This window comes from Microbacterium sp. Root61, assembly GCF_001427525.1.
In the GTDB taxonomy this organism is placed as follows: Bacteria; Actinomycetota; Actinomycetes; order Actinomycetales; family Microbacteriaceae; genus Microbacterium.
Genome location: NZ_LMGU01000002.1, coordinates 91,599 through 117,698, shown reverse-complemented (window position 1 = coordinate 117,698; position 26,100 = coordinate 91,599). Strand labels below are relative to the sequence as shown.

Here is a 26,100-nt window from a genome sequence, read left to right as displayed (position 1 = left end):
GGCTATCGCTGGTCGGCGGGGGTCTGCATCCGCGATGGGTCGGCGGCATGCACCAACCGGTAGCCGCGCACCGCCTCGGCCTCGGCCCGCGCGGCATCCCAGCCGAGCGCGGGAGCGATCGCCGCAGCGATCTCCGCGGCCGATTCCGCCGTCACACCGCCGATGAAGGCCAGGCTCGTGCGCCGCATGAGCAGGTCGTCGAGGTGCACGACGTCTTCGCTCCGGGCCAGGTGGCGCATCTCCCCCGAGCTGTAGCCCGGGGCATGCTCCAGCGGAGCGTCGCGCGGATCGTCGATGACCGCGTCCATCACGGCTGTCGCGACCGTGCCGTAGCGGTCGAGAAGGGTCGCGACCTGCGCGGCCGGGAGCTCCTCGGAGTGCGCCGCGATCCACTGCTGTCGCGAGCGCTCCGTGGTGGGATAGCCCAGCCCTCCGCCGATCGGCACGCCCTTGGTCGAGCGACGACGCGGGAGCGCGAGCAGATCGAGGGCACGGTCGGCGAGGTGCTCGGCCGAGGCCCGGAACGTGGTCCATTTGCCGCCGACGAGGCTCAGGACCGTGGCATCCGCCCCCGGAAGCGGCTCCGCCTCGATCCGGTAGTCCCGCGAGACGAATCCGGGGGCGAGGTCGCCGTGCCCGGGGAGCGGGCGCACACCGGCGAAGCGGTAGACGATCTGCGACCTGTCGACCGGGATCTCCGGCAGCACCTGGCCGACGAGGTCGAGGAAGTAGTCGACCTCGGCCTCGGTGCACACGATCGGGTCGGCCATGTCGTGCTCGAGATCGGTCGTGCCCACCAGAACGCGGCCCTTGAGCGGGTAGATGAGGACGATGCGGCCGTCCTTGTGCTCGAAGAACAGCTCGCGTCCGCCCGTCGCGGCCAGCAGCGCGGGGTGATCCAGCACGATGTGCGACCCCTTGGTGCCGCCCATGTACCGGGTCGGGTCGCCGAGGGCGAGGTTGGTCAGGTCGGTCCACGGGCCGGAGGCGTTGATGACGACGGATGCCGTGAACGGCAGCTCTGCGCCGTCGACCATGTCGCGCAGCACGACGCGGCCGTCCTGCACACCGACGGCCGCGGTGTAGTTGGCCGCCCGCGCACGGTCCCCGCCCGCTGCTCGGCCGTCGCGCAGCACATCGATCGCGAGACGCTCCGGATCGTGCAGCGAGGCGTCCCAGTAGGTCGCCGTGTACTTCACCTCGGGGTTGAGCTCGGGCAGCTCCTGCAGCGACCGCTTGCGTCCGCGGAAGGCGTGATGCGGCACGCGACCGCCGCCGCGCGAGAACGAGTCGTAGATCACGAGCCCGATCTTGATGAGCACGGCACCGCGTTCGGTGTGCTTCCCGCCCCCGTGTCGCAGGAAGCGCAGGGGGGCGCCGAGGATGCCGGAGAAGGTGGAGAAGATCGGGATCGTCGTCTGCAGTGGCCGCACATAGTGCGGAGCGATGCGCAGCAGGCCGTTGCGCTCGGTCACGGCCTCGTGCACCAGCCGGAACTCACCGTTCTCGAGGTAGCGGATACCGCCGTGGATCATGTGGGACGACGCGGCGGAGGCGCCGCTGACGAAGTCGCCGCGTTCGACCAGGGCCACGTCGACACCCTGCATCGCCAGGTCGCGGAAGGTCGCGAGCCCGTTGATGCCGCCGCCGATGATCAGCACATCCGCATGCGGACGTGCGGCCAGTGCGCCGAATCCCTGCGCCGTCGGTACCTCGTTCATCCGATCCCCCTGTGTCCCTCGTCGATCGCCTCTCCTCCATGATGCCAGCGTTGGACGTACTTGCAGCCCTTCTGCACATACGTGCATACTTCTCGAGATGGATGAGCTGACCGACCCCCGCACCGTGCAGCGAGCACTCACCGCGGCGCACCTCTACTACGTCCAGGATCGGACGATGGGAGCGATCGCCCAGGAGCTCGGCACGTCGCGATCGACCGTGTCGCGGCTGCTGACGCACGCGCGCGCGACCGGCATCGTCGACATCCGGATCCGCTCCCCCTTCGCCGCGCCACAGCTCCTCGAGGAGCGCCTCACCCGCCGCTTCGGCGTGACCGTGCACGTCGTGCCGGTGCCCGATGACGCCAACGACATCGAGCGTCTCGAGCGGGTTGCGATCGCCGCGGCGCACCTCATGCACGAGCTCGTCGGCGACGACATGACGATCGGTGTCGCGTGGGGCGCGACGACCGCCGCCGTGAGCAAGCACCTGATGCCCAAGGCGGTGCGCGGTACGAATTTCGTGCAGCTGAACGGCTCGGGCAACACCCACACCACCGGCCTGCTCTACGCCAGCGAGATCCTGAGTCGCTTCGCCGGAGCGTACGGCGGCAGCGCTCAGCAGTTCCCCGTCCCGGCCTTCTTCGACGACCCGCAGACCAAGCTCGGGATGTGGCGGGAGCGCAGCATGCGCCGCATCCTCGCGATGCAGGCCGCGATGGACCTGATCGTCTTCAGCACAGGGTCGGCCGGATCCCGGGTGCCCAGCCACGTGTACTCCGGCGGGTACCTCGAGGCCGACGAGCTCGCCGACCTCGACGCGGCGGGCGTGGTCGGCGACGTCGCCACGGTGTTCTTCCGCGAAGACGGATCGAGCGACGGCATCGCCCTGAACGAGCGGGCCACGGGCCCCCAGTTCGATGTGCTGCGGCGCGTGCCGCGACGAGTCTGCATCGTCTCGGGCGTCTCGAAGCTCGCGAGTGTGCGCGGGGCGCTGGCTGCGGGCCTGGCGACCGACCTCGTCGTGGACGAGGCGACCGCACACGCCCTCGAAGACGCCTGAGATCACCCCGGGCAGGAGTGCCATCCCGCGATAGTCTGCCCAAGGCGCAGCGGCCGCGAGGAGAGGCAGGTCAGGTGAGCGCGAGCATTCGGGATGTCGCACTATTGGCCGGCGTCTCACCCCGGACCGTGTCCAATGTCGTCAACGACTTCGTGCACGTACGACCGAGCACACGCGCCCGCGTCCTCGCGGCGATCGAGCAGCTCAACTACAAGCCGAACATCTCGGCGCGCCGCCTGCGCCAGGGCCGCACCCGCATCCTCGGGTTCGCCGTCCCCGAGCTGTCTCAGCCCTACTTCGCGGAGCTCTCCGAGCTCGTCGAGTTCGCGGCCCAGCAGCGCGGCTACACGGTCATCACGACGCAGACCGGCGGCGCGAAGCAGAACGAGCAGCGGATGCTGCGCGACTTCACGTCGCACATCGTCGATGGGCTCATCTTCAGCCCCCTCTCGCTCGTCAAGGACGAGCTGTACGAGACGCCGCCCGAGGTGCCGACGGTGCTGATCGGTGAGCAGATCTCCGGCTCGCGCTTCACCGACATCGCGATCGACAATGTCCGCGCCACCGGCGACATCACCCGGCACCTGCTCGAGCGCGGCCACACCCGCATCGCGACGCTGGGCGCGTACCACTCGGACCTGTACCGCAGCGCCCGGCTCCGCCTGCGGGGCTATCGCGAGGCCCTCGAGGCCGCCGATGTCGCGTTCGATCCCGATCTGGTGCTGTACACCGACCGGTTCGGCCGGCAGGCCGGGCGCGAGGGAACAGCGCGCGCGCTCGCGCAGGGCGTCCGCTTCGACGCCCTGGTGTGTTTCACCGACATGCTCGCGTTCGGCGCCATCCGCGCTCTCGCCGATGCCGGACTCCGCGTGCCGGATGACGTCGCCATCGCCTCGATCGACGACGTTCAGGAGTCGGAGTTCTCGGTCCCGTCGCTCACCTCGATCGCCCCGGACAAGCAGGCGATCGCGACGCGCGCGGTCGACACACTGCTGGAACTCATCGCCGACAACGACCGCGCCACGGCCCACGTCGAGGTCGGCTATCGCCTCATCTCACGCGAGAGTTCCGGCCCCCTGCGCACCGCGCACGTCACAGAGAGTGACGCGGAATAGCCGAGCGTCTCGCGCGTTGACTACACTCGAGAGCATCAACGTGCTCCGGGGTCGGTGAGAATCCGAACCGGCGGTGAGAGTCCGCGAGCTGAGGCGCAGCATCCGATGAGGGTGCGGCCGAGGTCGATCCGGTGAAATTCCGGAACCGACGGTGATGCGACGGTTTTCCGTCGTCAGTCCGGATGGGAGGAAGCACAGCGACGCGTCAGCGTCGGCGCTCGCCATTGCCCCGGAGACCGAGAACCGTATCGGATCGAAGGTTGACATGGCAGTGAGCACAGCAGAAGACGCCGCCATCCTGCGCGCGTTCGCGCTCGCGCTCAACGGCCCCCGCGGTGTCAATCCGCAGGTGGGCGCCGTACTCCTCAGCCCCGACGGGACCATCGTCGCGGAAGGCTGGCATCGCGGCGCCGGCACGGCGCATGCCGAGGTCGATGCCCTCTCGCAGCTCGCACCGGGCGAGGCACGCGGGCTGACCGCCGTCGTCACCCTCGAGCCGTGCAACCACAGTGGCCGCACCGGCCCGTGCTCGGAGGCGCTCATCGCCGCCGGCGTGACCCGGGTCGTGTACGCCGTCGATGACCCGAACCCCGAAGCGGGCGGCGGCGCCGAGCGGCTCGCCGCGGCCGGCGTCGAGGTCGAGGGCGGCGTCCACCGCGCCGAGGGCGAGGCGCTCCTGAAGTCGTGGCTGAACGTGGCAGAGCTCGGCCGCCCCGCCGTGACCGTCAAGTGGGCGCAGAGTCTGGACGGCCGCGCGGCAGCCCACGACGGCACCAGCCAGTGGATCACCGGTCCACAGGCGCGCGCCGACGTGCACTCCCGTCGGGCGGCGGCCGACGCGATCGTCGTCGGTGTCGGCACGGTGCTGGCCGATGACCCCTCGCTGACGGCACGTGAGTCCGACGGCTCGCTGCGGGCGTCCCAGCCGCAACCGGTCGTGATCGGGCGGGCCGAGACGCCGACGGATGCCGCGATCCGCCGCCATCCGCGCACTCCGCTGTTCTACGACACCCACAATCTCTCCGCCGTACTCGCCGACCTGCGCGAACGCGGCATCCAGCGCGTCTTCGTCGAAGGCGGTCCCACGCTGGCCAGCGCGTTCGTGCGTGCGGGCCTGGTCGACGAGCTCCTCGTCTACGTCGCCCCCGTGCTGCTGGGCGGCGATCGCCTCGCGCTCGGCGACATCGGCGTCGGCACGATCGGTGACGCGCACCGCCTGACGGTATCGACGATCGAACGCCTCGGCGATGACCTGCTGGTCGTCGCCTCCCCTCGACCGGCCAGTGCGCCGGACCCCCAAGGAGCGCAGTGATGTTCACCGGAATCGTGGAAGAGATCGGCGCGGTCACCGCCGTCGCCCCCTCGGGGGACGGCGTGCGCCTCACCGTGCAGGCACCGATCGCGGTGTCCGACGCCGGTCACGGCGACTCGATCTCGGTCAGCGGTGTCTGCCTGACGGTCGTGGACCGCGGCGCGGACTGGTTCACCGCCGACGTGATGCAGCAGACGCTGGAGATGTCGACCCTCCGCGGCGTGGCCGCCGGACGCGCGGTCAACCTCGAGCGCGCCACCGCCGCGCACGGCCGCCTGGGCGGGCACATCGTGCAGGGACACATCGACGGCACCGGCGAGGTGCTCGAGGTGCGTCCCGGCGACCAGTGGCGCGTCATCCGCGTCGGTCTGCCCGCGCCGCTCGCCCCGCTCGTGGTCGACAAGGGCTCGATCGCGATGGACGGCGTCTCTCTCACCGTCAGCGCCGTCAGCGCGGCCGACGCCCCCGACGCCTGGTTCGAGGTGTCGCTCATCCCCGAGACCCTCGTGGCCACCACCCTGGGCGCGCGCGTCGCCGGCGACCGGGTCAACCTCGAGACCGACATCCTGGCGCGGCACGTGCAGCGCCTGCTCGCATTTTCCCCGACGGCGGCTGCCGTCCCGACAGAAGGAGGCTCCCGATGAGCCTTTCCACCATTCCCGAGGCCCTGGACGCGCTCCGCGCGGGCAGGCCGGTCATCGTCGCCGACGACGAGAACCGTGAGAACGAGGGCGACGTCATCCTCTCTGCCCAACTCGCCACTCCCGAATGGATCGCGTGGACCGTGCGCTGGTCGAGCGGGTTCATCTGCGCGCCGATGCCCGCGGACTGGGCCGACCGCCTGGACCTGCCGCCGATGGTCGCCGTGAACGAGGACGCGCGCGGCACGGCCTACACCGTGAGCGTCGATGCCGCCGACCGCATCTCGACGGGCATCAGCGCCACGGACCGTTCGCACACGCTGAACGTGCTGGCCAACCCGGGCTCCACGCCCCAGAGCGTCATCCGCCCCGGCCACGTCCTCCCGCTGCGCGCGGTGGACGGCGGGGTCCGCGAACGCGGCGGGCACACCGAGGCGGCCGTGGATCTGATGAAGCTGGCAGGTCTCGAGCCGGTCGGCGCGATCGCCGAGGTCGTCGCCGAGGACGGCAGCATGATGCGCCTTCCCGGACTCATCGAGCTCGGGCAGCGCGACGGCGTGCACGTGATCACCATCGAGCAGCTCATCGCCTACCTCGAGGAGCACGAGCCGCACGACCCCACGGAGCCCGTCGTCCACAAGCGTCGCGTCAGCCTGCGCGCGGAGGCCCAGGTGCCCACCGCACACGGCGATTTCCGCTTCCTCGCGTACAAGGACCGTGTCACGGGCACCGACCACCTCGCGATCGTGGCGGGCGACCTCTCCGACGACGCGCCGCTCGTGCGAGTGCACTCGGAGTGCCTCACCGGTGAGGCGTTCGACTCGCTCAAGTGCGAGTGCGGGCCTCAGCTGGACGCCGCAATGGACGCGATCGCCACCCAGGGCGGCGTCGTCGTCTACATGCGCGGCCACGAGGGCCGGGGCATCGGACTGATCAACAAGCTCCGCGCCTACAGCCTGCAGGAGCGCGGGCTCGACACCGTCGACGCCAACCTCGCCCTCGGACTGCCGGCCGATGCACGCGACTACGCGGCCGCCGCCGGCATCCTCGCCGACCTCGGCGTCGAGAAGGTGCGGCTGCTCACCAACAACACCGACAAGGTCCACCAGCTGCGTGAGCTCGGCCTCGAGATCATCGAACAGGTGCCGCTGCTGGTCGGCGTCGGGCCGAACAATCACCAGTACCTCTCCACCAAGCGTGACCGCATGGGCCACCTGATCGCCGAGGAAGACCTCACCGACGCCATCGCCCTGATGCACGAACGGGCCGGTTCATGAGCGGCACGGGCGCGCCCTCGACCGGCGCGGTCGACGGGACGGGACTGGATGTCGTCATCATCGCCGGCACTTGGCACGAGGTCATCACCGACGCGATGATCGCCGGAGCGCAGCGCACGCTGGATGCCGCGGGCGCGGGTCACCGCCTCGTACGGGTGCCCGGTTCCTTCGAGCTGGCGCTGGCCGCGCAGGCCGCCTTCGCGGGCGGCGCAGACGCGGTGGTCGCGCTCGGCGTGATCATCCGCGGCGGAACCCCGCACTTCGAATATGTGTCCGCAGCGACGACCGACGGGCTCACGCGCGTCGCGCTGGACGCCGGCAAGCCCGTCGGCTTCGGCGTGCTCACCCTCGACGACGAGCAGCAGGGCCTGGACCGCGCCGGTCTGCCCGAGTCGAAGGAAGACAAGGGCGCCGAGGCGGCCGATGCGGCCGTGCGCATGGCCGTGGTGCTGCGCGAGCTGCGCGGCTGATCCGACGTACACGAATCAGAAGAGAGCGTCTCCCCCGGGAGGCGCTCTCTTTGCGTTGTGCGTCGTTCGATCCTGCCGTCGGAATGTCCCCCGGCTAAACTGAAACGTTGAGTCGGCGCACCCCCAGGGCGCCGCATCCGTCTCCGACGCCGAGGAACAGCATGACCTCCCCCAGTCCCACGACCGCCCCAGCTCCGCTGAACTCCCGATCGCGGGTGATCACGGCGAGTCTCGTCGGCACGACGATCGAGTTCTACGACTTCTACGCGTACGCCACGGCCGCGGTCCTGGTGTTCCCGATCCTGTTCTTCCCGACCGGCAACGACACGACGGCCCTGCTCGCCTCGTTCGGCGTCTTCGGGGCCGCCATGGTGGCACGTCCGATCGGCGCCGTCGTCTTCGGGCACTTCGGCGACAAATACGGCCGCAAGGCGACCCTGGTGGCCTCGCTCCTCACGATGGGCATCGCGACGATCCTCATCGGCTGCCTTCCCACGTTCCAGCAGATCGGCTGGTTCGCCGCCTTCCTGCTGCTGCTCCTGCGCCTCGCGCAGGGCTTCGCGCTCGGCGGCGAGTGGTCGGGCGCAGCCCTGGTCGCCACCGAGAACGCGCCTGCCGGCAAGCGCGCCTGGTACGGCACGTTCCCGCAGCTGGGCGCCCCACTCGGCTTCATCATCGCCAACACGGTGTTCCTGGTGATCAACTTCGCCCTGCCGGCCGGCGAAGACGGGCAGCGCTCCGAGGCGTTCCTCGCGTGGGGATGGCGCGTGCCGTTCCTGTTCTCCGCGGTCATGGTCATCATCGGCCTCTGGGTGCGCCTGAAGCTCGTCGAGTCCGAGACGTTCGTGAAGGCGGAGCAGAAGGGCGCGATCCGCAAGTTCCCGGTGACCACCGTCTTCCGGCTGCACTGGTGGCACCTCATCCTCGGCACGTTCATCATGCTGGCGACGTACGTGCTCTTCTACCTGATGACCAACTTCACGCTCTCCTACGGCACGAAGGCCGCTGACCTGGCCACCGCCTCAGCCGCGGCGCAGGCGGCTGCCGAGGCATCCGGCCAGCCTTTCGACTCGGTCGCGTTCGCCGCGCAGTTCTATCCGGGGCTCGGATTCGGCTACACCGACTTCGTGCTGATGCAGATCCTCGGCGTCGTGTTCTTCGGCCTGTTCACGCTGCTGTCGGGACCCATCGCCGACTCGATCGGTCGCAAGAAGCTGCTCCTGGGCGTCACGAGCGGGATCATCGTGTTCGGTCTGACGTTCTCGCTGTTCCTCCTCCCCCAGACCGATCCGAAGTTCACGGGCGCGCTCGTGCAGGCGTTCCTGATCCTCGGATTCACGCTCATGGGCGCGAGCTTCGGACCGATGGGCGCGGTCCTGCCCGAGCTGTTCCCGACCAACGTCCGCTACACCGGGTCGGCGATCTCGTACAACGTGTCCTCAATCCTGGGTGCGGCTCTGGCCCCGATCATCGCCGTCGCCCTGTGGGCCGGCGCGGGTGGCAACCCGTGGCTGGTCGGCATCTACCTGTCCGGCGCCGGGGTGCTCACGCTCATCGCGGTGGCACTCGCCCCCGAGACGAAGGACCTCGACTTCGACGCCGACCTGGGCGTCGAAGTCACCCGCGCGCTGTAGCTCGAGCTGTAGACGAAGAGGAGCGGAAGCCGTCGGCATCCGCTCCTCTTCGTCTACAGCTCGAAGCGCTACGGCTTCCAGATCATCAGGACGACGACGGCCACCAGCAGGAGCGACGCGATGCCGCTACCGGCCGCGATCGCGCCGTAGCCGGACGGCTTGGTGCCCTCAGCGGCGCCATCCAGTTCGGCGGCGGCCTTGTTCATCTGCGGGACGACCAGGAACATCGTCACGGCGAAGGCGATCACGTAGAGGATCGTCGACCACAGGATCCACGGGGTCGTGAAGCTCAGGTTGTACTTCTCGTCGGCCATGCTCATCGCGCCGAAGCCGAAGATGAACGTCAGCAGCGACAGCCACGTGAAGATCGAGGTGGACTTCGCCAGCGTGCGCACCTGGCCGGCGTTTCCGGAGCGGAGCGCGCGCAGTCCGGTCATGGGAAGGATCGCCATCGGGCCGACGATGAAGACGGCCGTTCCGACGTGGAGGATGCTGATGATGGTGTCCATGACCCCGAGCTTACGCCCGACTGAAGGTTTAGACGAGGTGGCTCGCGCGGCGACGATCAGCCCAGGAACAGCGCCCGCAGACGCTTGGTGGTGAAGACCAGCCCCACCGCGATCATGACCACGAAGTACAGCACGTGGATGAGCATCGCGGAGTCGATGGAGCCGGTGGTCAGCCCGCGGATGAGCTCGACGCCGTGCCAGAGCGGCAGCGCCTGGACGATCGCCTGGATGACGGGCGGGTACACCGTGATCGGGTAGAAGGTCGCCGAGAAGAGGAACATCGGCAGCAGCACGAGGCTGATCCAGTCCATCTGCTGAAAGACCTTCATGTAGCTGGTCACGGCCATGCCGATGCTGGCGAAGCCGAACGCGATCAGCACCACGGCCGGCAGCGCGAGGATCGCGGTCCAGGCCAGGTTCAGTCCGAACACCTGCATGATGATCATGAAGCCCGAGGCGTACACGAGACCGCGCAGCAGCGCGTAGATGATCTCGCCCAGCGCCACGTCGAGCGGGCCGAGCGAGGTCGACAGCATCCCCTCGTAGAGCTTGGCGTGGTTCATCTTGAAGAAGACATTCCAGGTGGAGTCGTAGATGGCGCCGTTCATCGCCGACACGGCCAGCAGTGCCGGCGCGATGAACTGCGCGTACGTGACCTCCATCCCCGCGGTCGTCTGCACGTCACCGACCAGAGACCCGAGGCCGATGCCCATCGACGCGAGGTAGAAGACAGGCTCGAAGAAGCCGGAGAGCACGACGGCCCAGCTCGAGGAGCGCGCGGCGATCAGCCCGCGCTGCACGACGGCACCGGGGTTGCCGGCCCAGAGCGCCCGCACTCCGCCGCGCCGCGGTGCGACGCTCGTCTCCTGCTCGAGGGCGGTCATGCGCCGAGCCGCTTCGCGAAGAAGTGCCGGGCGAAGAGGTAGCCGACGACGGCGAGCACGACGAGGTACGTGACGTGCACGGCGATGAGCCAGGGTTCCTCCGGCCGCCCGTAGGTGACCCCTCGGCCGAGCTGCGTCGCGTGCCACAGCGGCGAGATCCAGCCGATCCACTCGAGCCAGTCGGGCAAGGCGGACAGGGGGTAGAACGTGCCGGAGAACAGGAACATCGGCATGAAGATGAAGCGCTGCACGAGGGCGAACTGCCCCTTGTCCTCGGTGATGGAGGCCGCGTAGGCCATCAGCGGCGCACCGAAGGCCCAGCCAGCGAGCAGCCCGATGGGAATCGCCAGCCATCCCGTCGCGGGGTCGGGGACCGCACCGAACACCCAGATGAACAGGTAGTAGCCCGTCACGGCGAGGAGGATCCGCGCCGAGGCGCCGAAGAGCACGCCGGTCGCGATCTGCCCGGGAGTGATCGGCGAGGCGCTGAACCCGAAGAAGAACCGGCGCCACTTGAAACCGTCCATGATCGGGTAGCTGAACTCCTCGGTGCCGACCTGGATCGCCGCGGTCATCAGCAGCGCCGGCGCCACGAACACGAGGTAGCTCACCGAGACGCCGGAGCCGTCATCGATCGTCCCGTCGATGAGCGCGGCCAGGCCGACGCCGAGCCCGAGCAGGTAGATGATCGGCTGACCGAGCGCCCCGACGATGATGGTCCAGCCGTAGGCCCGCATCGCCCGCACGATGTGCTCGGTGACGTAGAGCGCGCCACGCCAGCGAGGCTTGCGGCCCCACTCCATCGCTTCGGCGCGCAGCTCGTCGGTGGTGGCGGGTGCGGTCGCGACCATGCCGGCAGGCGCGCCGGGCAGCGGCACCCGCCCCTCTCCCGGGTCTTCGACGCCGCTCATTCGATCAGCGTCCGTCCGGTGAGACGGAGGAACACATCCTCGAGGCTCGACCGGCGCACCAGCGAGGTGTGGGGCTGCAGCCCCAGCGCGGTGATGCGCTCCAGCGCCCGCTCGCCGTCGTCGGCGTAGACCAGGATGCGGTCGGGCAGCACGTCCACGCGGTCGCCGATGCCCTGCAGCTGCGGGGCGACCTGCTCGTTGCGGTCGGAGCCGAAGCGCACCTCGAGCACCTCGCGGCTGGAGTACTCGCGGATGAGGGATGCCGGGGTGCCCTCGGCCATGATCCTGCCCTTGTCCACCACGATGAGACGGTCGCAGAGCTGCTCGGCCTCGTCCATGTAGTGGGTCGTCAGCACCAGTGTCGTGCCGCGCTCCTTGAGGCGGAACAGGCGGTCCCACAGCACGTGGCGCGCCTGCGGGTCGAGCCCCGTGGTCGGTTCGTCCAGCAGCAGGATGCGGGGGTCGTTGATGAGCCCTCGGGCGATCGTCAGGCGACGCTTCATGCCCCCGGAGAGCTGGTCGACCTTGCTCTTGGCCTTGTCCTCGAGCGCCGCGAAGGCCAGCAGCTCATCGGCCTTCTGCGCACACACCTTGCCGGGCAGACCGAAGTAGCGTCCGTAGATGTAGAGGTTCTCGCGCGCGTTGAGCTCGCCGTCGAGGTTGTCCTGCTGCGGCACGACGCCGAGCCGCGAACGGATCTCGGGTCCGTACTGGTCGGGATCCAGTCCCAGGATGCTGAGACTCCCGCTCGTGCGCGTCGAGACCGCCCCGATCATCTTCATGGTGGTGGACTTGCCCGCGCCGTTCGGGCCGAGCAGCCCGAAGGACTCCCCCGGCGCGACCTCGAAGGACAGCCCGTCGACGGCGACGAAGTCGGGCTTGCCCTTGGACGCATACGTCTTGACGAGCTGGTCGGCGATGATCACGGGGGCTGGCACCGCACCACCCTAACGCGCGCGGACGACACCCCGAAGGCCTCGGCCTGCAAGGTGTGTCCGCGGTACGTCGGCCCTAGTGGACGACGGGCACGCGGTGTCCAGCGCGGTCCAGCGCCTCGCGACAGCGACGCAGGTAGTCCGCGAACTGGGCGCGCTCCTTCTCGCTCAGGTCGGACACGAGCAGTTCCTCCAGCGCATCGAACTGCGGCGCCGCGCGGGCTACCGCGTCGATGCCCTTCTCACTGAGCGAGAGCAGGATGCGGCGGCCGTGCATGGGGTCCCGTTCGCGGCGCACGTACCCGGCATCCAACAGCGGATCCATCGTTGCGGCCATCGTCTGCGCGCGGACGAACGACCGGCGTGCCAGCTCCGAGCTGGTGATCCCCGGTCGGCGCTCCAGCACGGTCAGCGCGGTGTACTGCGCAGCGGTGAGCTGCGCCGCCGCGCACGCTTCGAAGAAGCGCGGCCGGAGCCCCAGCTCCAACTGCTTGATCATGTAAACGAAATTGTGGCGCTCCATCGCTCCCCATCCCCATCTCCCCAGATGTGGGTTCAGGGTAGCGCAGCGGAACGAAAGAAGACACCGGCTCCAACGTCAGTTAACCTGAATTCAGGTGTTGCGAGTCCACGGCGTTGCGTGCACCGCCCACTGGCACACGCGTTCGAAGGAGAACAGCATGCAGGAGGCCGTCGCCCCCTCGACCGCCGTCGAGGATCTCACCACGCTGCGCGGGGAGTCACTCGACCCGCCGCCCCTGAGCTGAGGGGCGCCATGACAGGCCACTACAGCGACGTATGGCAGGCCCTCGCGCGAGCCCTCCCGGAACGGCCGGCGATCGTGACGCGCGACCGCACGCTGAGCTACGCGCAGTTCGCGCACGAAGCGGGCGCCCTCGCCGAGCATCTGACCCGATCGGGCGTGCGCGCGGGCGATTCGGTCGCGATCCTGATGTACAACCGCCCCGAGTACCTCGTCGCGCTGTTCGCCTGCCTCGCGACGGGCATCGCGCCGGTCCCGATCAACTTCCGCTACCGCGCGGGCGAGGTGGCGGATCTGCTCGAAGATTCCGAGGCTGTGGTCCTCATCACGACGACGTCCTGCACCGAGGTCGCGGAGGCCGCGATCGGCCTGGTCGCAGAGCGCACCGGAGAGTCACCGGCGCTCATCCAGGCCCGAGACGAAGGAGCAGCCGCCGGCACGGCGCTCGACTTCGCCGGGATCGTCGACGTACCGGGTCAACTGCCTGCCACACCCCCTCCGGGCGGTGAGGTGCGGCTGTACACCGGGGGCACTACGGGGAGGCCGCGCGCCGTCGTGTGGGCCGCGGAGGACATCCTCGACGTGCAGATGTACTCGATCTACGGCCCGATCGGGCTCGCCTACCCCGACACGATCGACGACGTCGTGCGGATCGCCGCCGACCCCGCCACACCGCGCACCGCGACACTTCCGCTCGCACCCTTCATGCACGGCACCGCACTGTTCAGCTCGATGAACACCCTCGTCCTCGGGGGGACCGTTGTCATCCATGACGCGGCGCGACTGGATGCCGCCGAGGCGATCCGGCTCGCCGTCGACGAACGGGCCACCCGCCTGATCGTCGCGGGCGATGCAGTCGCGCTGCCGATCCTCGAGGCGGCCGAAGCGGCGGGACTGAGCTCGCTCGGTGACGTGGCGTCGGTCATCAGCTCCGGGATGCGGTTCAGCGTCACCACGAAAGAGCGGCTGCACGGGCTCGGGCGCATCGTCATCACCGATCTCCTCGCCTCGACCGAGGGCGGACCGTACGCGGTGAACGTGACGACCTCCGTCGCCGACCTCCCCGGCCGGCTGCGCCTGCTGCCCGGCGCGGTCGTCCTCGACGAGGACCTCATCGACGTGCAGCATCAGCCCGGGCGTCGCGGCATCCTGGCCTTCCGCGGAAGGCTGCCGAAAGGCTACTTCCGGGATGAGGAGAAGACCCGTGCCACCTTCCCGGTCATCGACGGCGTCCGCCACGTCATGCCCGGCGACTGGGCGGAAGTGCTGGACGACGGCTGCGTCGATCTGCTCGGTCGGGGCAGCGCGGTCGTGAACACCGGTGGCGAGAAGGTCTACCCCGCCGAAGTGGAGCAGGCCCTCCTGTCGCATCCCGCCGTTCGCGACGCGGTGGTCTTCGGGATCCCCGACCCCCGCTTCGGCGAAGTCGTCGCGGCGGTCGTCGTGCTGCTGCCCGGAGCAGACGCCACGACGGGGCAGGTGCGCGCCCACGTCGATGAGCGCCTCGCCGGATACAAAAAGCCTCGGCACATCTTCGAGCGCCCCTCACTCGAGCGCAGCCCGCACGGAAAGATCGACATGCCGGCCCTCACCGCGGGCGTGCTCGACGAATTGCGCACGGCGGCCGCCCGATGAGCGGCGACACCCGAGGGCGGATGCTTCACCCCTCCGCGCGATAGACACCCGAGGGCCGGGGGCCGCACTGCTGAGCCCGCCGCGGCCACTCGAGGGGAGCCCCGGCCGCTTCTGCGATCGGGGCTCCCGTCGTGCTCGGATCAGCCGCCCGGCCCTACTGGGTGAAGCGGTCCCGCAAGGCGTTGAGGTCGATGCCCGATCCGAACGACTTCGCACCGAAGGTATCCGCCGTGGCATCCACCGACGAGGTGTCGAACGCGAAGGTGATGACCGCGGCGGCCAACGCATCGGAGTTCACATCCAGTGCCGTCCGGTTCACGTTGCCCGTCAGGCGCTGCTTGTACGCCTTGTTCAGGGCCTTGTACAGCGCCTGATCCGCGCCGTCCGCCGTGAGACTGTCGCACGACTGGTGGTAGCACGGGTCGTACGCTTCCCCGGGAAGCCCGCCGTAGAGCGCGGCCTCGTCGGCGGTCTTGATCTCCTCGGCGCCCGTGAACAGGCCTCCGGCCGGAATTCCGACCGCGATGAACGGCCCGTAGTCCGAGCGGCCGGAGAAGTCGGTGTCCTGATACGGCAACCCCTGGGAGTCGTAGAACTGTTGGAAGACGTCCTCGATCGCCGCGGAGCCCTCGGGGATGAACCCGTCAGGAGCCGTTCCACTCGAGTTGTCGCCGTCATACACCCCGTAGAAGTAGTTCGGCGAGCCGATCATGTCGAAGTTCAGGTACAGCGCGATCGCATCCTGCTGCTCCGCGGTGAGGTTGGCCACGTAGTGCTCCGAACCGAGCAGCCCCTCCTCCTCGGCCCCCCACCATGCGAACCGGACGGTGTTGGTCGGCTGGACCCGCTGCATCTGGATCGCAGTCTCCAGCAGCGCGGCGCTGCCGGAGCCGTTGTCGTTGATGCCGGCTCCGTCCTGGACACTGTCGAGGTGCGCACCCGCCATGACGACATTGGCGTCATCGCCGGTGCTCGTCTCGGCGAACACGTTGAACGCGGTCCGCTCCTCGGCGAAGTAGTCCACGGTCACCGTCACCACCGCTCCGGGCGTGGAGGCGAGATCCTCGCCGACGGCGGAGGCCGCGAAGACGGCGGGAATCGTGAGTCCGGTTGCGTCACCGATCATCCCCACCAGCCCTGGTCGACCGTCATTTGTCACGATCACTGCCGAGGCTCCCGCCGCCTGGGCGTTCACGGCCTTGAGCGAGAAGTCGCAGGACCCGCGCTGGATGAGAGCGACCGAGCCGGGTACGAAGCCGGCGAAGTCCTCCGGTTCGCACCCGCTGGTGCTGGTTCCGTTCGCGGGGAAGGGCTGGACGATGTCCACCAGCTGCAGCGGCCCGGTCGCGGTGCCCTCCGGGCTGCCGGAGTCGAAGTTGTTCCGCAGGAAGTCCTGGCCGTCGACCCAGGTCGTGGCGGGATCGAGCCGCGAGAGGGTGGAGTTCTCCTCGGCGTAGGTGAAGGGGAACTCCTGGACTTCCGGCGTGTAGCCGGCGCGCGTGAGCTGCTGGACGACGTAGTCGACGGACGCCGAGTATCCCGGGCGCCCTGCGGCCCGGTCGCCGTTGTCGTCGGCGATGTCCTGCAACGCCTTGAGGTGATTCATCACCTGGCTGATCTTCACCGCTCGCGTGAGCTTGGTGACGGTATCCGCCTCGGGCACGGCGAAGGCCGGCGATGCCAGCCCGACCGTTGCCACCATGGCCGTGGCAGCGATCGCCACACCCATTTTGTGGGTCTTGAACGACATGGTCTCTCCTCTCGAACCGTCGGAGATCGTCGGTGACCGCCGACGCTACGACGCTAGCCATCGTCGTGCGCGCGCGATAGGGCACCCGCTGCCACCCGAACGTCAACCTAGATTGACACTCCGCCGCAACGCAACTAAGGTTGACACTGATCCCACGACCGGCATCTCGACCCGAAGGCGACGACATGAGTAGTGACGACCTCAGCACTCTGGTCGGCGCCTCGGGCGACGCGGAGCCGATCGCCGAGCTGCACCGCCTCGCCGAGGTCCGCCGCGAGCTCGCACGCGCCGAAGAGGTGCAGGTGCGGCGCGCTCGCAACATGGGGTACTCCTGGCAGGCGATCGCCGGAGCCCTCGGGGTGACCCGACAGGCCACTCACAAGAAGTACGGTCGAAGGTAGCCTTCCCCCTCGCACGCAATCGCAAGGAACACGCATGTCCACGCTTGCCCCCGAACCCTCCGCCCCAACAGCTCCGGCCCCGGCTCCGGCTCCGAGATCCCGCCGCGGGTCTCGTCGCACGCCGCCGGAGGGCCCCCGCGCCACGCTGGGTCAGCTGCTCCCGTTCGTCTTCGAGCACAAGCGAGTGCTCGTCATCGTGGCGATCCTCAGCATCCTCGGCGCGATCGCGACCCTCGCCCAGCCGCTGCTGGTCGGCCAGCTCATCACGCGGGTTCAGGAGCAGCAGCCCCTCGGCGCGCTGGTGTGGGCTCTCGTCGGGTTCGTGGTCGTGGCATCCGTCATCGGCGGATATCAGCACTTCCTCCTGCAGCGCACCGGCACCGCCGTCGTCTACTCCAGCCGGCGCAAGCTGATCGCCCGCATCCTGCACCTCCCGATCAGCGAGTTCGACGCGCGCCGCACCGGCGACCTCGTCTCGCGCGTCGGGACCGACACGACGCTGCTGTACGCCGTGCTCACGCAGGGGCTCGCGGACGCGGTCGGCAACGTGCTCATCTTCCTCGGCGCCCTGATCGCGATGGCGATCATCGACCCGATCCTGCTCGCGCTGATCGTGCTGGTCATCGGCATCTCGGTGGTCGGCGTGGTGCTGCTGAGCGGACGCATCCGCACCGCATCGACCGAGCAGCAGGTCAAGGTCGGCGAACTGGCCTCGGGTGTCGAGCGGGCCGTCGGCTCGATCCGGACCGTGCGCGCCGCCGGCGCCACCGAGCGCGAAATCGACGCGGTGACGGGACTGGCGAGCGAGGCCTACACCGTGGGCGTGCGCATCGCGAAGGTGTCGGCCCTGGTCGTGCCGGTCGCGAGCGTCGCCCTGCAGGTGTCGCTGCTGGTGGTGCTCGGCGTCGGCGGCTACCGCGTGGCATCCGAAGCCATCACGGTCGCCGACCTCGTCACGTTCGTGATGTTCCTGTTCATGCTGATCGCGCCGCTCGGCTCGACGTTCGGCGCGATCACCTCGGTCAACCAGGCGCTGGGCGCGCTGGGGCGCATCCAGGAGGTCCTGGACCTCCCGACCGAGGCGCAGGATGATGCCGCCATCGCCGCGCAGGTCGCCGCTGCCGCTGCGCCCACCGCGGAGCCGGCCGCCGCCATCGAGTTCGCCGACGTGCACTTCGCCTACCCCGAGAACGTCGTCGCGGCGCGGGCCGCAGCCGAGGCCGAAGCCGTGCGGGTGCTGGAGAGCGTGCACCTCGAGCCGTCCACGACGGCGATCGCAACAGTGACGGATGACGCGACACCGGATGCGGTGACGTCCGAGACCGCCGGGGTGCTGCACGGCGTCTCGTTCCGCGTGCCGCGCGGGGCCCGGGTGGCGCTGGTCGGTCCGTCCGGCGCGGGCAAAAGCACGACACTCGCGTTGATCGAGCGGTTCTACGACCCGACCGAAGGCGCGATCCTCCTCGACGGACGCGACGTGCGCACGCTCCCGCGCGAGGAGCTGCGCGCGCAGCTCGGCTACGTGGAACAGGATGCCCCGACCCTGGCCGGGACGATCGCCGACAACCTGCGGCTGGCCTCCCCCGAGGCATCCGATGCCGACTGCGAGCGCGTGCTGCACGCGGTGAACCTGACCGAGGTGCTCGAGCGCAGCCCGCTCGGCGTGAACGCGCAGGTCGGCGAGAGCGGCGTGATGCTCTCCGGCGGTGAACGTCAGCGCCTCGCGATCGCGCGGGCGCTGCTGGCCGCGCCGCCTATCCTGCTCCTGGACGAGTCGACCTCCTCGCTGGACGGTCTCAACGAGCAGCGGATGCGCGATGCCCTCGACGAGGTGTCGACCGGCCGCACGCTGATCGTGATCGCCCACCGCCTCTCGACCGTGGTGGACAGTGACCTCATCGTCGTGCTCGACCATGGCCGCGTCGTCGGTCAGGGCACGCACTCCGAGCTGGTCGCCTCCACGCCCCTCTACCGCGACCTCGCGAAGCACCAGCTCCTGGTCTGACCGGCACGTCCCGCGAGCTCACAAAAGCGGCACGCAAACCCGAGGGTTTGCGTGCCGTTTTTGTGAGCTCGCGGGTCGGTGCTACTGCTGCGCGGTCTTTAGGCGGTAGCGGAGCGCGGACAGCTCGGACTGGAGTGCGGCGGGGACACGGCCGTCGAAGGTCGCGTAGAACTCCTCGGTGAGGTCGGCCTCCTGCGTCCACATCTCCGGGTCGACCGCGAAGAGCTCCTCGAGGTCGGCCGCCGAGACGTCGATGCCGTCGAGGTCGAGGTCCTCCGTCTTGGGCAGACGCCCGATCGGGCTGTCGATCGCGCCGACCTCGCCGTCGATGCGACGGATGATCCAGTCGATGACGCGCGAGTTGTCGCCGAAGCCGGGCCACAGGAAGCGTCCGTCCGAACCCTTGCGGAACCAGTTCACCTGGAAGATGCGCGGCGCGCGGTCGAAGCGCAGCTTCTGCCCGACCTTGAGCCAGTGCCCGAAGTAGTCGGCCATGTTGTAGCCGCAGAACGGGAGCATCGCGAACGGATCACGACGCAGCTCGCCGACCGTGCCTTCGGCTGCGGCGGTCCGCTCCGACGAGATGTTCGAGCCGAGGAAGACGCCGTGCGTCCAGTCCGTGGCCTCGACCACGAGCGGGACGTTGGTGGCACGTCGGCCGCCGAACAGGATTGCGTCCAGCGGCACACCCTCGGGGGCATCCCAGTCCGGCGCGATCTGCGGGCACTGGGCCGCCGCCACGGTGAAGCGCGAGTTCGGGTGCGCGGCGGGACGACCGGATGCGGGGGTCCAGGGCTTGCCCTCCCAGTCGGTGAGCTCGGCCGGAGCCTCGTCGGTCAGACCCTCCCACCACACGTCGCCGTCGGGGCGCAGTGCGACGTTCGTGAAGATCGTGTTGCCCCACAGCGTCTCGACCGCGGTGACGTTGGTCGTCTCACCGGTGCCGGGCGCGACGCCGAAGAAGCCGGCCTCGGGGTTGATCGCCCACAGGCGGCCGTCCTCGCCGGGACGGAGCCACGCGATGTCGTCGCCGAGCGTCTCGACGCGCCAGCCGGGGATCGTCGGGCGCAGCATCGCGAGGTTCGTCTTGCCGCACGCCGACGGGAACGCGGCGGCGACGTGGTACGCGCGGCCGGCCGGGTCGATGACGCGGATCAGCAGCATGTGCTCGGCGAGCCAGCCCTCGTTGCGGCCGATCACCGAGGCGATGCGCAACGCGAAGCACTTCTTGGCCAGGATGGCGTTGCCGCCGTAGCCGGATCCGAACGACCAGACCTCGAGCGTGTCCGGGTAGTGCACGATGTACTTCTCGTCGTTGCAGGGCCACGCGGCATCCTGCTCCCCCGGTGCCAGCGGCGCACCGACCGAGTGCACGGTCTTGACCCAGTGCGCGCCACCGGCGATCTCGCGCAGCACAGCCGAGCCGACGTGCGTCATGATGCCGATCGAGGTCACCGCGTAGGCGCTGTCGGTCACCTGCACGCCGATGTGCGACAGGGGTCCGCCGACCGCGCCCATGGAGAAGGGCACGACGTACATCGTGCGGCCCCGCATCGAGCCTTCGAAGATCTCGCTCATGGTGACGCGCATCTCGGCCGGGTCGGCCCAGTTGTTCGTGGGACCGGCGTCCTCTTCGCGCTCGGAGGCGATGAAGGTGCGCCCCTCGGTGCGGGCGACATCGCTCGGGTGCGAACGGGCCAGGTACGAGCCGGGACGCCACTCGGGGTTGAGCTTGATGAGCTTGCCCTCGTCGACCATCTCACGCAGCAGGGCGTCGTTCTCGGCGCGCGAGCCGTCCACCCAGTGGATGCGAGCGGGCTGCGTCAGCGCAGCGATCTCGTCCACCCATGCATACAGCTCGGCCATGGCGTCGCCGCTCTCCTGCGGGCGCTCGCCGAACGTGCGGGCCGCGGGCTGCGCGGAGCCGCCGGGCAGAGTGATGGGACGGGTGAAAATGTCGGCCAAAGCCATGATCTGTTCCTCCTCGATTGGCGTCAGATCTGTGTTCCTCTCTACTTTCCCGCGCCTTTCGGGCAGTTTGCTCGGACTCGTGGTGTCAAGATCCTCGATTCTTTCGATAACATCAAGGAATGCCTGCCACCTCCCTCGAGCTGTCGACCCTGGGTCACCGCATCCGTCATCAGCGTGTGTCGCACGGATTCACGCTCGACGAGCTGGGAGAGCTGGTCGGGGTCGCCGGCAGCCAGCTGAGCCTGATCGAGAACGGCAAGCGCGAGCCCAAGCTTTCGCTCCTCCAGGCGATCGCGGCGGCCACCGGGATCGACGTGACCGACCTCCTCTCGACCGAGCCGCCGAACCGGCGCGCGGCACTGGAGATCGAGCTCGCCCGCGCCCAGTCCAGCAACGTGTTCCGCCAGCTCGGCGTCGCGCCCGTAAAGATCACCAAGGGCATGAGCGACGAGACGATCGAGTCCGTGCTCGGGCTGCACCGCGAGCTGCAGCGCCGCGAACGCGAGACGATCGCGACCCCGGAGGAGGCGCGGCGGGCCAACACCGAGCTGCGGCTGCGCATGCGCGAGCACGACAACTACCTCGCCGAGATCGAGAAGCTCGCCGAGAAGCAGCTGAAGTCGGCCGGGCACGTCTCGGGAGCCCTGACGCACCGCACGGTGAGCATCATGGCCGAGCAGCTCGGCTTCGAACTGCTGTACGTCAGCGACCTGCCCCATTCGGCACGCTCGGTCACCGACCTCGAGAACGGGCGCATCTACCTGCCGCCGGCCTCGATCCCGGGCGGACACGGCCTGCGCTCGATGGCGCTGCAGGCGATGGCGCACCGGCTGCTCGGCCACCAGCGCCCGACCGACTACGCCGACTTCCTGCAGCAGCGGCTCGAGATCAACTACTACGCCGCGTGCTGCCTGATGCCCGAGACGGCGTCGGTCGCGTTCCTCACGCAGGCCAAGCGCGACCGGGACCTCGCCGTGGAGGACTTTCGCGACGCCTTCGGCGTGACGCATGAGGCTGCCGGCATGCGCATGACGAACCTGCTCACGCACCACTTCGGCATCCCGCTGCACTTCCTCCGCGTCGACGGCGCGGGAGCCATCACGCGCGTCTACGAGAACGACGACCTCCCGGTGCCGATGGATGTCACCGGCTCGGTCGAGGGTCAGATCGTCTGCCGAAAGTGGTCGGCGCGCTCCGCGTTCGGCGAGCAGAACCGCACGACCGAGCACTACCAGTACACCGATACTCCGGCCGGCACCTTCTGGTGCTCGACGCAGACGGGGGCGACGGATGCCGGAGAGTTCTCCGTCACCGTCGGCGTGCCGTTCGACGACGCGAAGTGGTTCCGCGGCCGCGAGACGCAGAAGCGCGCGACCTCGACCTGCCCCGACGAGTCGTGCTGCCGTCGACCGGCGACCGACGTCGCCGCGCGGTGGGACGGGAAGGCCTGGCCGAGCGCCCGGGTGCACATGCACATGTTCTCCCCGCTTCCCCGCGGCGCGTTCCCCGGAGTCGACGACAACGAGGTGTACTCGTTCCTGGAGCGGCACGCCGAGGAGTGAGCCTCGTGCGGGTCAACCCGTGATGAAGCGGCGGTAGCGCTCGAGTGCGGCCCCGATCTCGGCGTCCGTGGCCAGCTCCGAGTCGAACAGATCCGGCACGGGGTCATCGACGTGCCGGCCGACCGCGACCGAGCGCTTCCACGTCCCGACGATCTCGCCGCGGGCGACGAGGATCGGCTTGACGATGCCGTTGAGGCTCGGTCCGACGTGCCGGAGGAACTCCGGAGCCAGGGCGACCGTGCGGTCCTTGTACGAGATGAAGTACTCCTCGAACGGCGGCAGGGCGATCACCTCGGGCGCTCCGGGCGTGCGCCGCAACGCGGGGCCGGCGGCGACGTAGGCGGGTTCCGGGTCGTCGGCGACCTGCACGAGACGATCGGATGCCGCGGCCTCGGCCGTGCGCGCCATTCCGAGGGGCAGCCCCGACCACCAGGCGAAGTCGCGCGCGCCCGCCGGACCGTGCGAGGCGATGAAGCGGACGAACATCTCGGCGAGCGGATCGGCCGGGGAGGCGGCATCCCGCAGCCACTCCTCGGAGAGCACGATGTACTGCTCGCGACTCGGTCCCCCCTCGCGCGCGACGACCGGTCCTTGGCACACGACGCCGCGGATGGAGAGCGAGACGAGCAGGTGGTAGCCGCGCTGCCCCGCGGTGGATATCCCCGCGCCTTCGAGCACGTCGAACAGTTCTTTGCGGGCGAGGCGGTTTCCACCGCCGAGCGCGGCGCGCACGGCACGTTCGGCGCGCGCGATCTCGGCCTCGTCGATGCCCTCGGCGCGGTGGGTGGCGGCGGCGCTACGCAGCTGCCGCTCGCCGGTGATCGACAGCACCCACGCCAGATCGCGCGCGGGGATGACGTGGATGGTGCCGCGCATCGTCCACGAACGCACGATCTCACCGCGGTCGAATGCGGCGTCGACGTCGGAGACGGTGGGTGTGCCGCGGGTGCGGGCGGCCAGTGCCCAGCGACCTCCCCAGAACTCCTGCCCCTGTGTCGCGAGCATGTGCATCGCGGCCTCCGCGATGCTCGGCGCGGGGGCGGACAGCCGGTGCGAGCGCAGGCGTCGCTCGATGGTCGTGTTCACGGTGCCATCATGCCGCGGGATGCGGACATCCTCGGTCCGCGATGGATCATCGCTACCAGGGCCGCCAGAGCACGAAGATGATCACGACGCCGGCGAGGGTCGCCGCGAGCACGGATCCGGCGAGCATCGCGGGCAGGCGGCCGTCCGAGACGAGGACCGCCTCACGCACGAGCCCGCGGTGCACGCGGCGATAGCGCACCGTGCAAAGGATCCAGGCGACCGCCGAGAGCACCAGCCCGATGACGCCGACCAGCGCCGCCACCAGCCCCAGCGCCTCGGTCAGGTATCGGATCGCGATCGCGTTGCCGACCGCCAGCGCGAGACACGTGCGCCGCCATGCGAGCAGCGTCCGCTCGACTTGCAGTCCCTCGTCGAACGGCGGATCGGCGTCCGCCGGAACGCTGCTCATAGGAACATGCCGACGGCGATCAGTCCGGTGGCCAGCACCACGCCGATGACCAGCACCAGCGAGACGGTCTGGCCCGACAGTGCCCGGCCGAGCCGCATCGACCGTTCGTTCGCCCGCCACGACAGCCAGGCGTGCACGGCGGCCAGCACGGCCAGGAGCACGAAGGCGACGGCGGCGATGAAGCGCAGCACCGGGTGGATCGGGAGGGCGAGCGCCTCCACCCCGACGCCGACCGCGACCAGCGCGAGCGCCGTGCGGATCCAGGCGAGGAAGGTCCGTTCGTTGGCGAGGCTGAAGCGCGGATCCGGCTCGCTGCCCGCGCCGTAGACCGAGCGGGGGAAGCGGTTGTCCGTCATGCCTCGATCCTAGGAGGCGGATGTCCCCACGCCCTCTCCGCGCTGCGCGGAGCCTCTGGGCGCGTGGGCCCAGTGGCCCCACGGCATGCGCCTCCTCAGAGGGTCACGCGAACGGGTTGGCCGTCAGCGTGTACTTGGTCTGCAGGTACTCGTGGATGCCTTCTGCGCCGCCTTCGCGGCCGAGGCCGGAGAGCTTCCAGCCGCCGAACGGTGCCGCCGCGTTCGAGACGACGCCGACGTTGAGGCCCATCATCCCGGTCTCGAGGCGCTCGATCATGCGCTGACCGCGCGACAGGCTCTCGGTGTAGACGTACGAGACCAGTCCGTACTCGGTGTCGTTGGCCAGGCGCACGGCCTCGTCCTCGTCGTCGAACGGGACGATCGCGAGGACCGGCCCGAAGATCTCCTCGCGGAGGATGTCGCTGCCCGGCCGGACGTCGGTGAGGACGGTCGCCTCGTAGAACGTGCCGGCGCGCTCGACGCGTGCGCCCCCCGTGGTGACGACGGCGCCGCGGGCGACCGCATCCTGCACGAGCGAGGAGGCCTTCTCCACGGCCGCCTCGTTGATGAGGGGTCCGATGGTGACGCCGTCCTCGGTGCCGCGACCGGTCGCGAAGCCCTGTACGCGCTCGGTGACCCGACGGGCGAACTCGTCGGCGACGGAGCGGTGCACGATGAAGCGGTTGGCCGCGGTGCACGCCTGTCCGATGTTGCGGAACTTCGCGGCGATCGCGCCCTCCACGGCCTTGTCGAGGTCGGCGTCGTCGAACACGACGAACGGGGCGTTGCCGCCGAGCTCCATCGAGGTGCGCAGCACGTTGACCGATGCCTGCTGCAGCAGCTTCTGCCCGACCGGCGTGGAGCCGGTGAACGAGAGCTTGCGCAGGCGGGGGTCCGCGATGATCGGGCCGGACACCGCGCCGGAGGTGGACGTGGAGAACACGTTGACGACGCCCTTGGGCAGGCCGGCATCCTGCAGCAGCTTCGCGAACAGCAGGGTCGTGAGCGGAGTGAGTTCGGCCGGCTTGATGACCACGGTGCAGCCTGCGGCCAGCGCGGGCGCGATCTTGCGCGTCGCCATGGCCAGCGGGAAGTTCCACGGAGTGATGAGGAAGCACGGCCCGACGGGATGCTGCGACACGATCATCCGGCCGGTGCCCTCGGGGTTCGCGCCGTAGCGGCCCTGCACCCGGGGCGCCTCTTCGGAGAACCAGCGGAGGAACTCGCCGCCGTACGCGACCTCACCGCGGGCCTCGGCCAGCGGCTTGCCCATCTCGAGCGTCATCAGCAGGGCGAAGTCCTCCTTGCGCTCCTGCAGCAGGTCGAACGCGCGACGCAGGATCTCGCCGCGCACGCGGGCCGGCGTCGCCGCCCACGATGCGGCGGCCTCGGCTGCGGCATCCAGCGCTTTCATGCCGTCTTCGGGCGAGGCATCCGCGATCGTCTTGATGACGTCGCCGGTGGCCGGGTCGTAGACCTTCAGGGTGCGGTCTCCGGACGCGGCGACCCACTCGCCGCCGATGAAGAGGCCATCGGGCACACTGGCCAGAAGTTCGGTCTCGCGGTTCTCTGTCACAAGTGACTCCCTCGTCTTCGGATGCCTCAGCATCGGCGCATTCGGTCGGCTATGGGCAATTCTGGCCCGGAGGCCTCGCCCAGGCGTATATACACGGTGTACAGCAGGGACGCTTGG

Annotated in this window: 23 protein-coding genes and 1 riboswitch; of the genes, 11 read left to right on the top strand and 12 right to left on the bottom strand. The window is 69.5% G+C overall.

The window, feature by feature from the left end:
* Nucleotides 1-2: 2 nt before the first annotated feature.
* The gene (locus tag ASD65_RS16830) at nucleotides 3-1,721 is read right to left on the bottom strand and encodes a glycerol-3-phosphate dehydrogenase/oxidase (RefSeq protein ID WP_056225383.1); all 1,719 of its coding nucleotides are present in this window, start codon (nucleotides 1,719-1,721) and stop codon (nucleotides 3-5) included.
* Nucleotides 1,722-1,818: 97 nt separating this feature from the next.
* Here ASD65_RS16830 and ASD65_RS16825 point away from each other — a divergent pair, with 97 nt between their 5' ends.
* The 7 genes from ASD65_RS16825 to ASD65_RS16795 all read left to right on the top strand — a co-directional run bounded on the left by ASD65_RS16825 (nucleotide 1,819) and on the right by ASD65_RS16795 (nucleotide 9,230).
* The gene (locus ASD65_RS16825) at nucleotides 1,819-2,781 is read left to right on the top strand and encodes a sugar-binding transcriptional regulator (RefSeq protein ID WP_056225379.1); all 963 of its coding nucleotides are present in this window, start codon (nucleotides 1,819-1,821) and stop codon (nucleotides 2,779-2,781) included.
* Between the two features lie 74 nt (nucleotides 2,782-2,855).
* Nucleotides 2,856-3,896 carry a LacI family DNA-binding transcriptional regulator gene (locus ASD65_RS16820; RefSeq protein WP_162248520.1) on the top strand — a complete coding sequence of 347 codons (1,041 nt, stop codon included), beginning with the start codon at nucleotides 2,856-2,858 and terminating at the stop codon, nucleotides 3,894-3,896.
* Between the two features lie 38 nt (nucleotides 3,897-3,934).
* Nucleotides 3,935-4,094: riboswitch (FMN riboswitch) on the top strand.
* Between the two features lie 67 nt (nucleotides 4,095-4,161).
* Complete coding sequence (gene ribD / locus ASD65_RS16815; protein ID WP_056225372.1) at nucleotides 4,162-5,208, top strand: bifunctional diaminohydroxyphosphoribosylaminopyrimidine deaminase/5-amino-6-(5-phosphoribosylamino)uracil reductase RibD; 1,047 nt, start codon at nucleotides 4,162-4,164, stop codon at nucleotides 5,206-5,208.
* Nucleotides 5,208-5,852, top strand: coding sequence for a riboflavin synthase (locus ASD65_RS16810; protein WP_056225369.1), 645 nt, complete (start codon nucleotides 5,208-5,210; stop codon nucleotides 5,850-5,852). Before ribD ends, ASD65_RS16810 begins: the two co-directional genes overlap by 1 nt.
* Nucleotides 5,849-7,126 carry a bifunctional 3,4-dihydroxy-2-butanone-4-phosphate synthase/GTP cyclohydrolase II gene (locus ASD65_RS16805; protein ID WP_056225364.1) on the top strand — a complete coding sequence of 426 codons (1,278 nt, stop codon included), beginning with the start codon at nucleotides 5,849-5,851 and terminating at the stop codon, nucleotides 7,124-7,126. Before ASD65_RS16810 ends, ASD65_RS16805 begins: the two co-directional genes overlap by 4 nt.
* Nucleotides 7,123-7,596, top strand: a complete 474-nt coding sequence (gene ribH, locus ASD65_RS16800) for a 6,7-dimethyl-8-ribityllumazine synthase (protein WP_056225360.1) — start codon at nucleotides 7,123-7,125, stop codon at nucleotides 7,594-7,596. The genes ASD65_RS16805 and ribH overlap by 4 nt, the downstream gene beginning before the upstream one ends.
* A gap of 161 nt (nucleotides 7,597-7,757) precedes the next feature.
* Complete coding sequence (locus ASD65_RS16795) at nucleotides 7,758-9,230, top strand: MFS transporter (RefSeq protein ID WP_056225358.1); 1,473 nt, start codon at nucleotides 7,758-7,760, stop codon at nucleotides 9,228-9,230.
* A 68-nt stretch (nucleotides 9,231-9,298) separates the two neighbouring features.
* Here ASD65_RS16795 and ASD65_RS16790 read toward each other — a convergent pair whose 3' ends face one another.
* The 5 genes from ASD65_RS16790 to ASD65_RS16770 all read right to left on the bottom strand — a co-directional run bounded on the left by ASD65_RS16790 (nucleotide 9,299) and on the right by ASD65_RS16770 (nucleotide 12,968).
* Nucleotides 9,299-9,739 carry a DUF2269 family protein gene (locus tag ASD65_RS16790; protein ID WP_056225354.1) on the bottom strand — a complete coding sequence of 147 codons (441 nt, stop codon included), beginning with the start codon at nucleotides 9,737-9,739 and terminating at the stop codon, nucleotides 9,299-9,301.
* Nucleotides 9,740-9,795: 56 nt separating this feature from the next.
* Nucleotides 9,796-10,623 (bottom strand): ABC transporter permease, encoded by an 828-nt coding sequence (locus ASD65_RS16785; RefSeq protein ID WP_056225351.1) that lies wholly within the window; start codon nucleotides 10,621-10,623, stop codon nucleotides 9,796-9,798.
* The gene (locus ASD65_RS16780) at nucleotides 10,620-11,474 is read right to left on the bottom strand and encodes an ABC transporter permease (RefSeq protein ID WP_056226375.1); all 855 of its coding nucleotides are present in this window, start codon (nucleotides 11,472-11,474) and stop codon (nucleotides 10,620-10,622) included. The genes ASD65_RS16785 and ASD65_RS16780 overlap by 4 nt, the downstream gene beginning before the upstream one ends.
* A gap of 56 nt (nucleotides 11,475-11,530) precedes the next feature.
* A complete protein-coding gene (locus ASD65_RS16775; protein ID WP_056225348.1) occupies nucleotides 11,531-12,472 on the bottom strand; it encodes an ABC transporter ATP-binding protein in 942 nt (313 codons plus the stop codon).
* A gap of 73 nt (nucleotides 12,473-12,545) precedes the next feature.
* Entirely contained in the window at nucleotides 12,546-12,968 is a 423-nt protein-coding gene (locus tag ASD65_RS16770; RefSeq protein ID WP_056225343.1) for a MarR family winged helix-turn-helix transcriptional regulator, read from the bottom strand.
* Between the two features lie 276 nt (nucleotides 12,969-13,244).
* Between ASD65_RS16770 and ASD65_RS16765 the strand changes: the two genes are divergently transcribed.
* Nucleotides 13,245-14,867 (top strand): AMP-binding protein, encoded by a 1,623-nt coding sequence (locus tag ASD65_RS16765; protein WP_056225340.1) that lies wholly within the window; start codon nucleotides 13,245-13,247, stop codon nucleotides 14,865-14,867.
* Nucleotides 14,868-15,021: 154 nt separating this feature from the next.
* Here the strand turns inward: ASD65_RS16765 and ASD65_RS16760 are convergent, their stop codons facing one another.
* Nucleotides 15,022-16,617 (bottom strand): M20/M25/M40 family metallo-hydrolase, encoded by a 1,596-nt coding sequence (locus tag ASD65_RS16760; RefSeq protein ID WP_082561959.1) that lies wholly within the window; start codon nucleotides 16,615-16,617, stop codon nucleotides 15,022-15,024.
* 185 nt (nucleotides 16,618-16,802) lie between these two features.
* Here ASD65_RS16760 and ASD65_RS16755 point away from each other — a divergent pair, with 185 nt between their 5' ends.
* The gene (locus ASD65_RS16755; protein ID WP_056225336.1) at nucleotides 16,803-17,018 is read left to right on the top strand and encodes a hypothetical protein; all 216 of its coding nucleotides are present in this window, start codon (nucleotides 16,803-16,805) and stop codon (nucleotides 17,016-17,018) included.
* A gap of 34 nt (nucleotides 17,019-17,052) precedes the next feature.
* On the top strand, nucleotides 17,053-19,023 hold the full coding sequence (locus tag ASD65_RS16750) for an ABC transporter ATP-binding protein (protein ID WP_056225333.1): 1,971 nt from the start codon (nucleotides 17,053-17,055) through the stop codon (nucleotides 19,021-19,023).
* A gap of 81 nt (nucleotides 19,024-19,104) precedes the next feature.
* Here ASD65_RS16750 and ASD65_RS16745 read toward each other — a convergent pair whose 3' ends face one another.
* Entirely contained in the window at nucleotides 19,105-20,994 is a 1,890-nt protein-coding gene (locus ASD65_RS16745) for a phosphoenolpyruvate carboxykinase (GTP) (protein WP_056225330.1), read from the bottom strand.
* A gap of 119 nt (nucleotides 20,995-21,113) precedes the next feature.
* Between ASD65_RS16745 and ASD65_RS16740 the strand changes: the two genes are divergently transcribed.
* Complete coding sequence (locus ASD65_RS16740) at nucleotides 21,114-22,556, top strand: XRE family transcriptional regulator (protein ID WP_056225327.1); 1,443 nt, start codon at nucleotides 21,114-21,116, stop codon at nucleotides 22,554-22,556.
* A gap of 12 nt (nucleotides 22,557-22,568) precedes the next feature.
* Here the strand turns inward: ASD65_RS16740 and ASD65_RS16735 are convergent, their stop codons facing one another.
* The 4 genes from ASD65_RS16735 to ASD65_RS16720 form a co-directional block, all read right to left on the bottom strand.
* A complete protein-coding gene (locus tag ASD65_RS16735; protein WP_235566820.1) occupies nucleotides 22,569-23,642 on the bottom strand; it encodes a winged helix DNA-binding domain-containing protein in 1,074 nt (357 codons plus the stop codon).
* A 52-nt stretch (nucleotides 23,643-23,694) separates the two neighbouring features.
* The gene (locus tag ASD65_RS16730) at nucleotides 23,695-24,051 is read right to left on the bottom strand and encodes a DUF202 domain-containing protein (RefSeq protein WP_056225320.1); all 357 of its coding nucleotides are present in this window, start codon (nucleotides 24,049-24,051) and stop codon (nucleotides 23,695-23,697) included.
* Complete coding sequence (locus tag ASD65_RS16725) at nucleotides 24,048-24,407, bottom strand: YidH family protein (protein ID WP_056225316.1); 360 nt, start codon at nucleotides 24,405-24,407, stop codon at nucleotides 24,048-24,050. Before ASD65_RS16725 ends, ASD65_RS16730 begins: the two co-directional genes overlap by 4 nt.
* A 103-nt stretch (nucleotides 24,408-24,510) precedes the next feature.
* Nucleotides 24,511-26,016 carry an NAD-dependent succinate-semialdehyde dehydrogenase gene (locus ASD65_RS16720; RefSeq protein ID WP_200948728.1) on the bottom strand — a complete coding sequence of 502 codons (1,506 nt, stop codon included), beginning with the start codon at nucleotides 26,014-26,016 and terminating at the stop codon, nucleotides 24,511-24,513.
* Nucleotides 26,017-26,100: the final 84 nt, after the last annotated feature.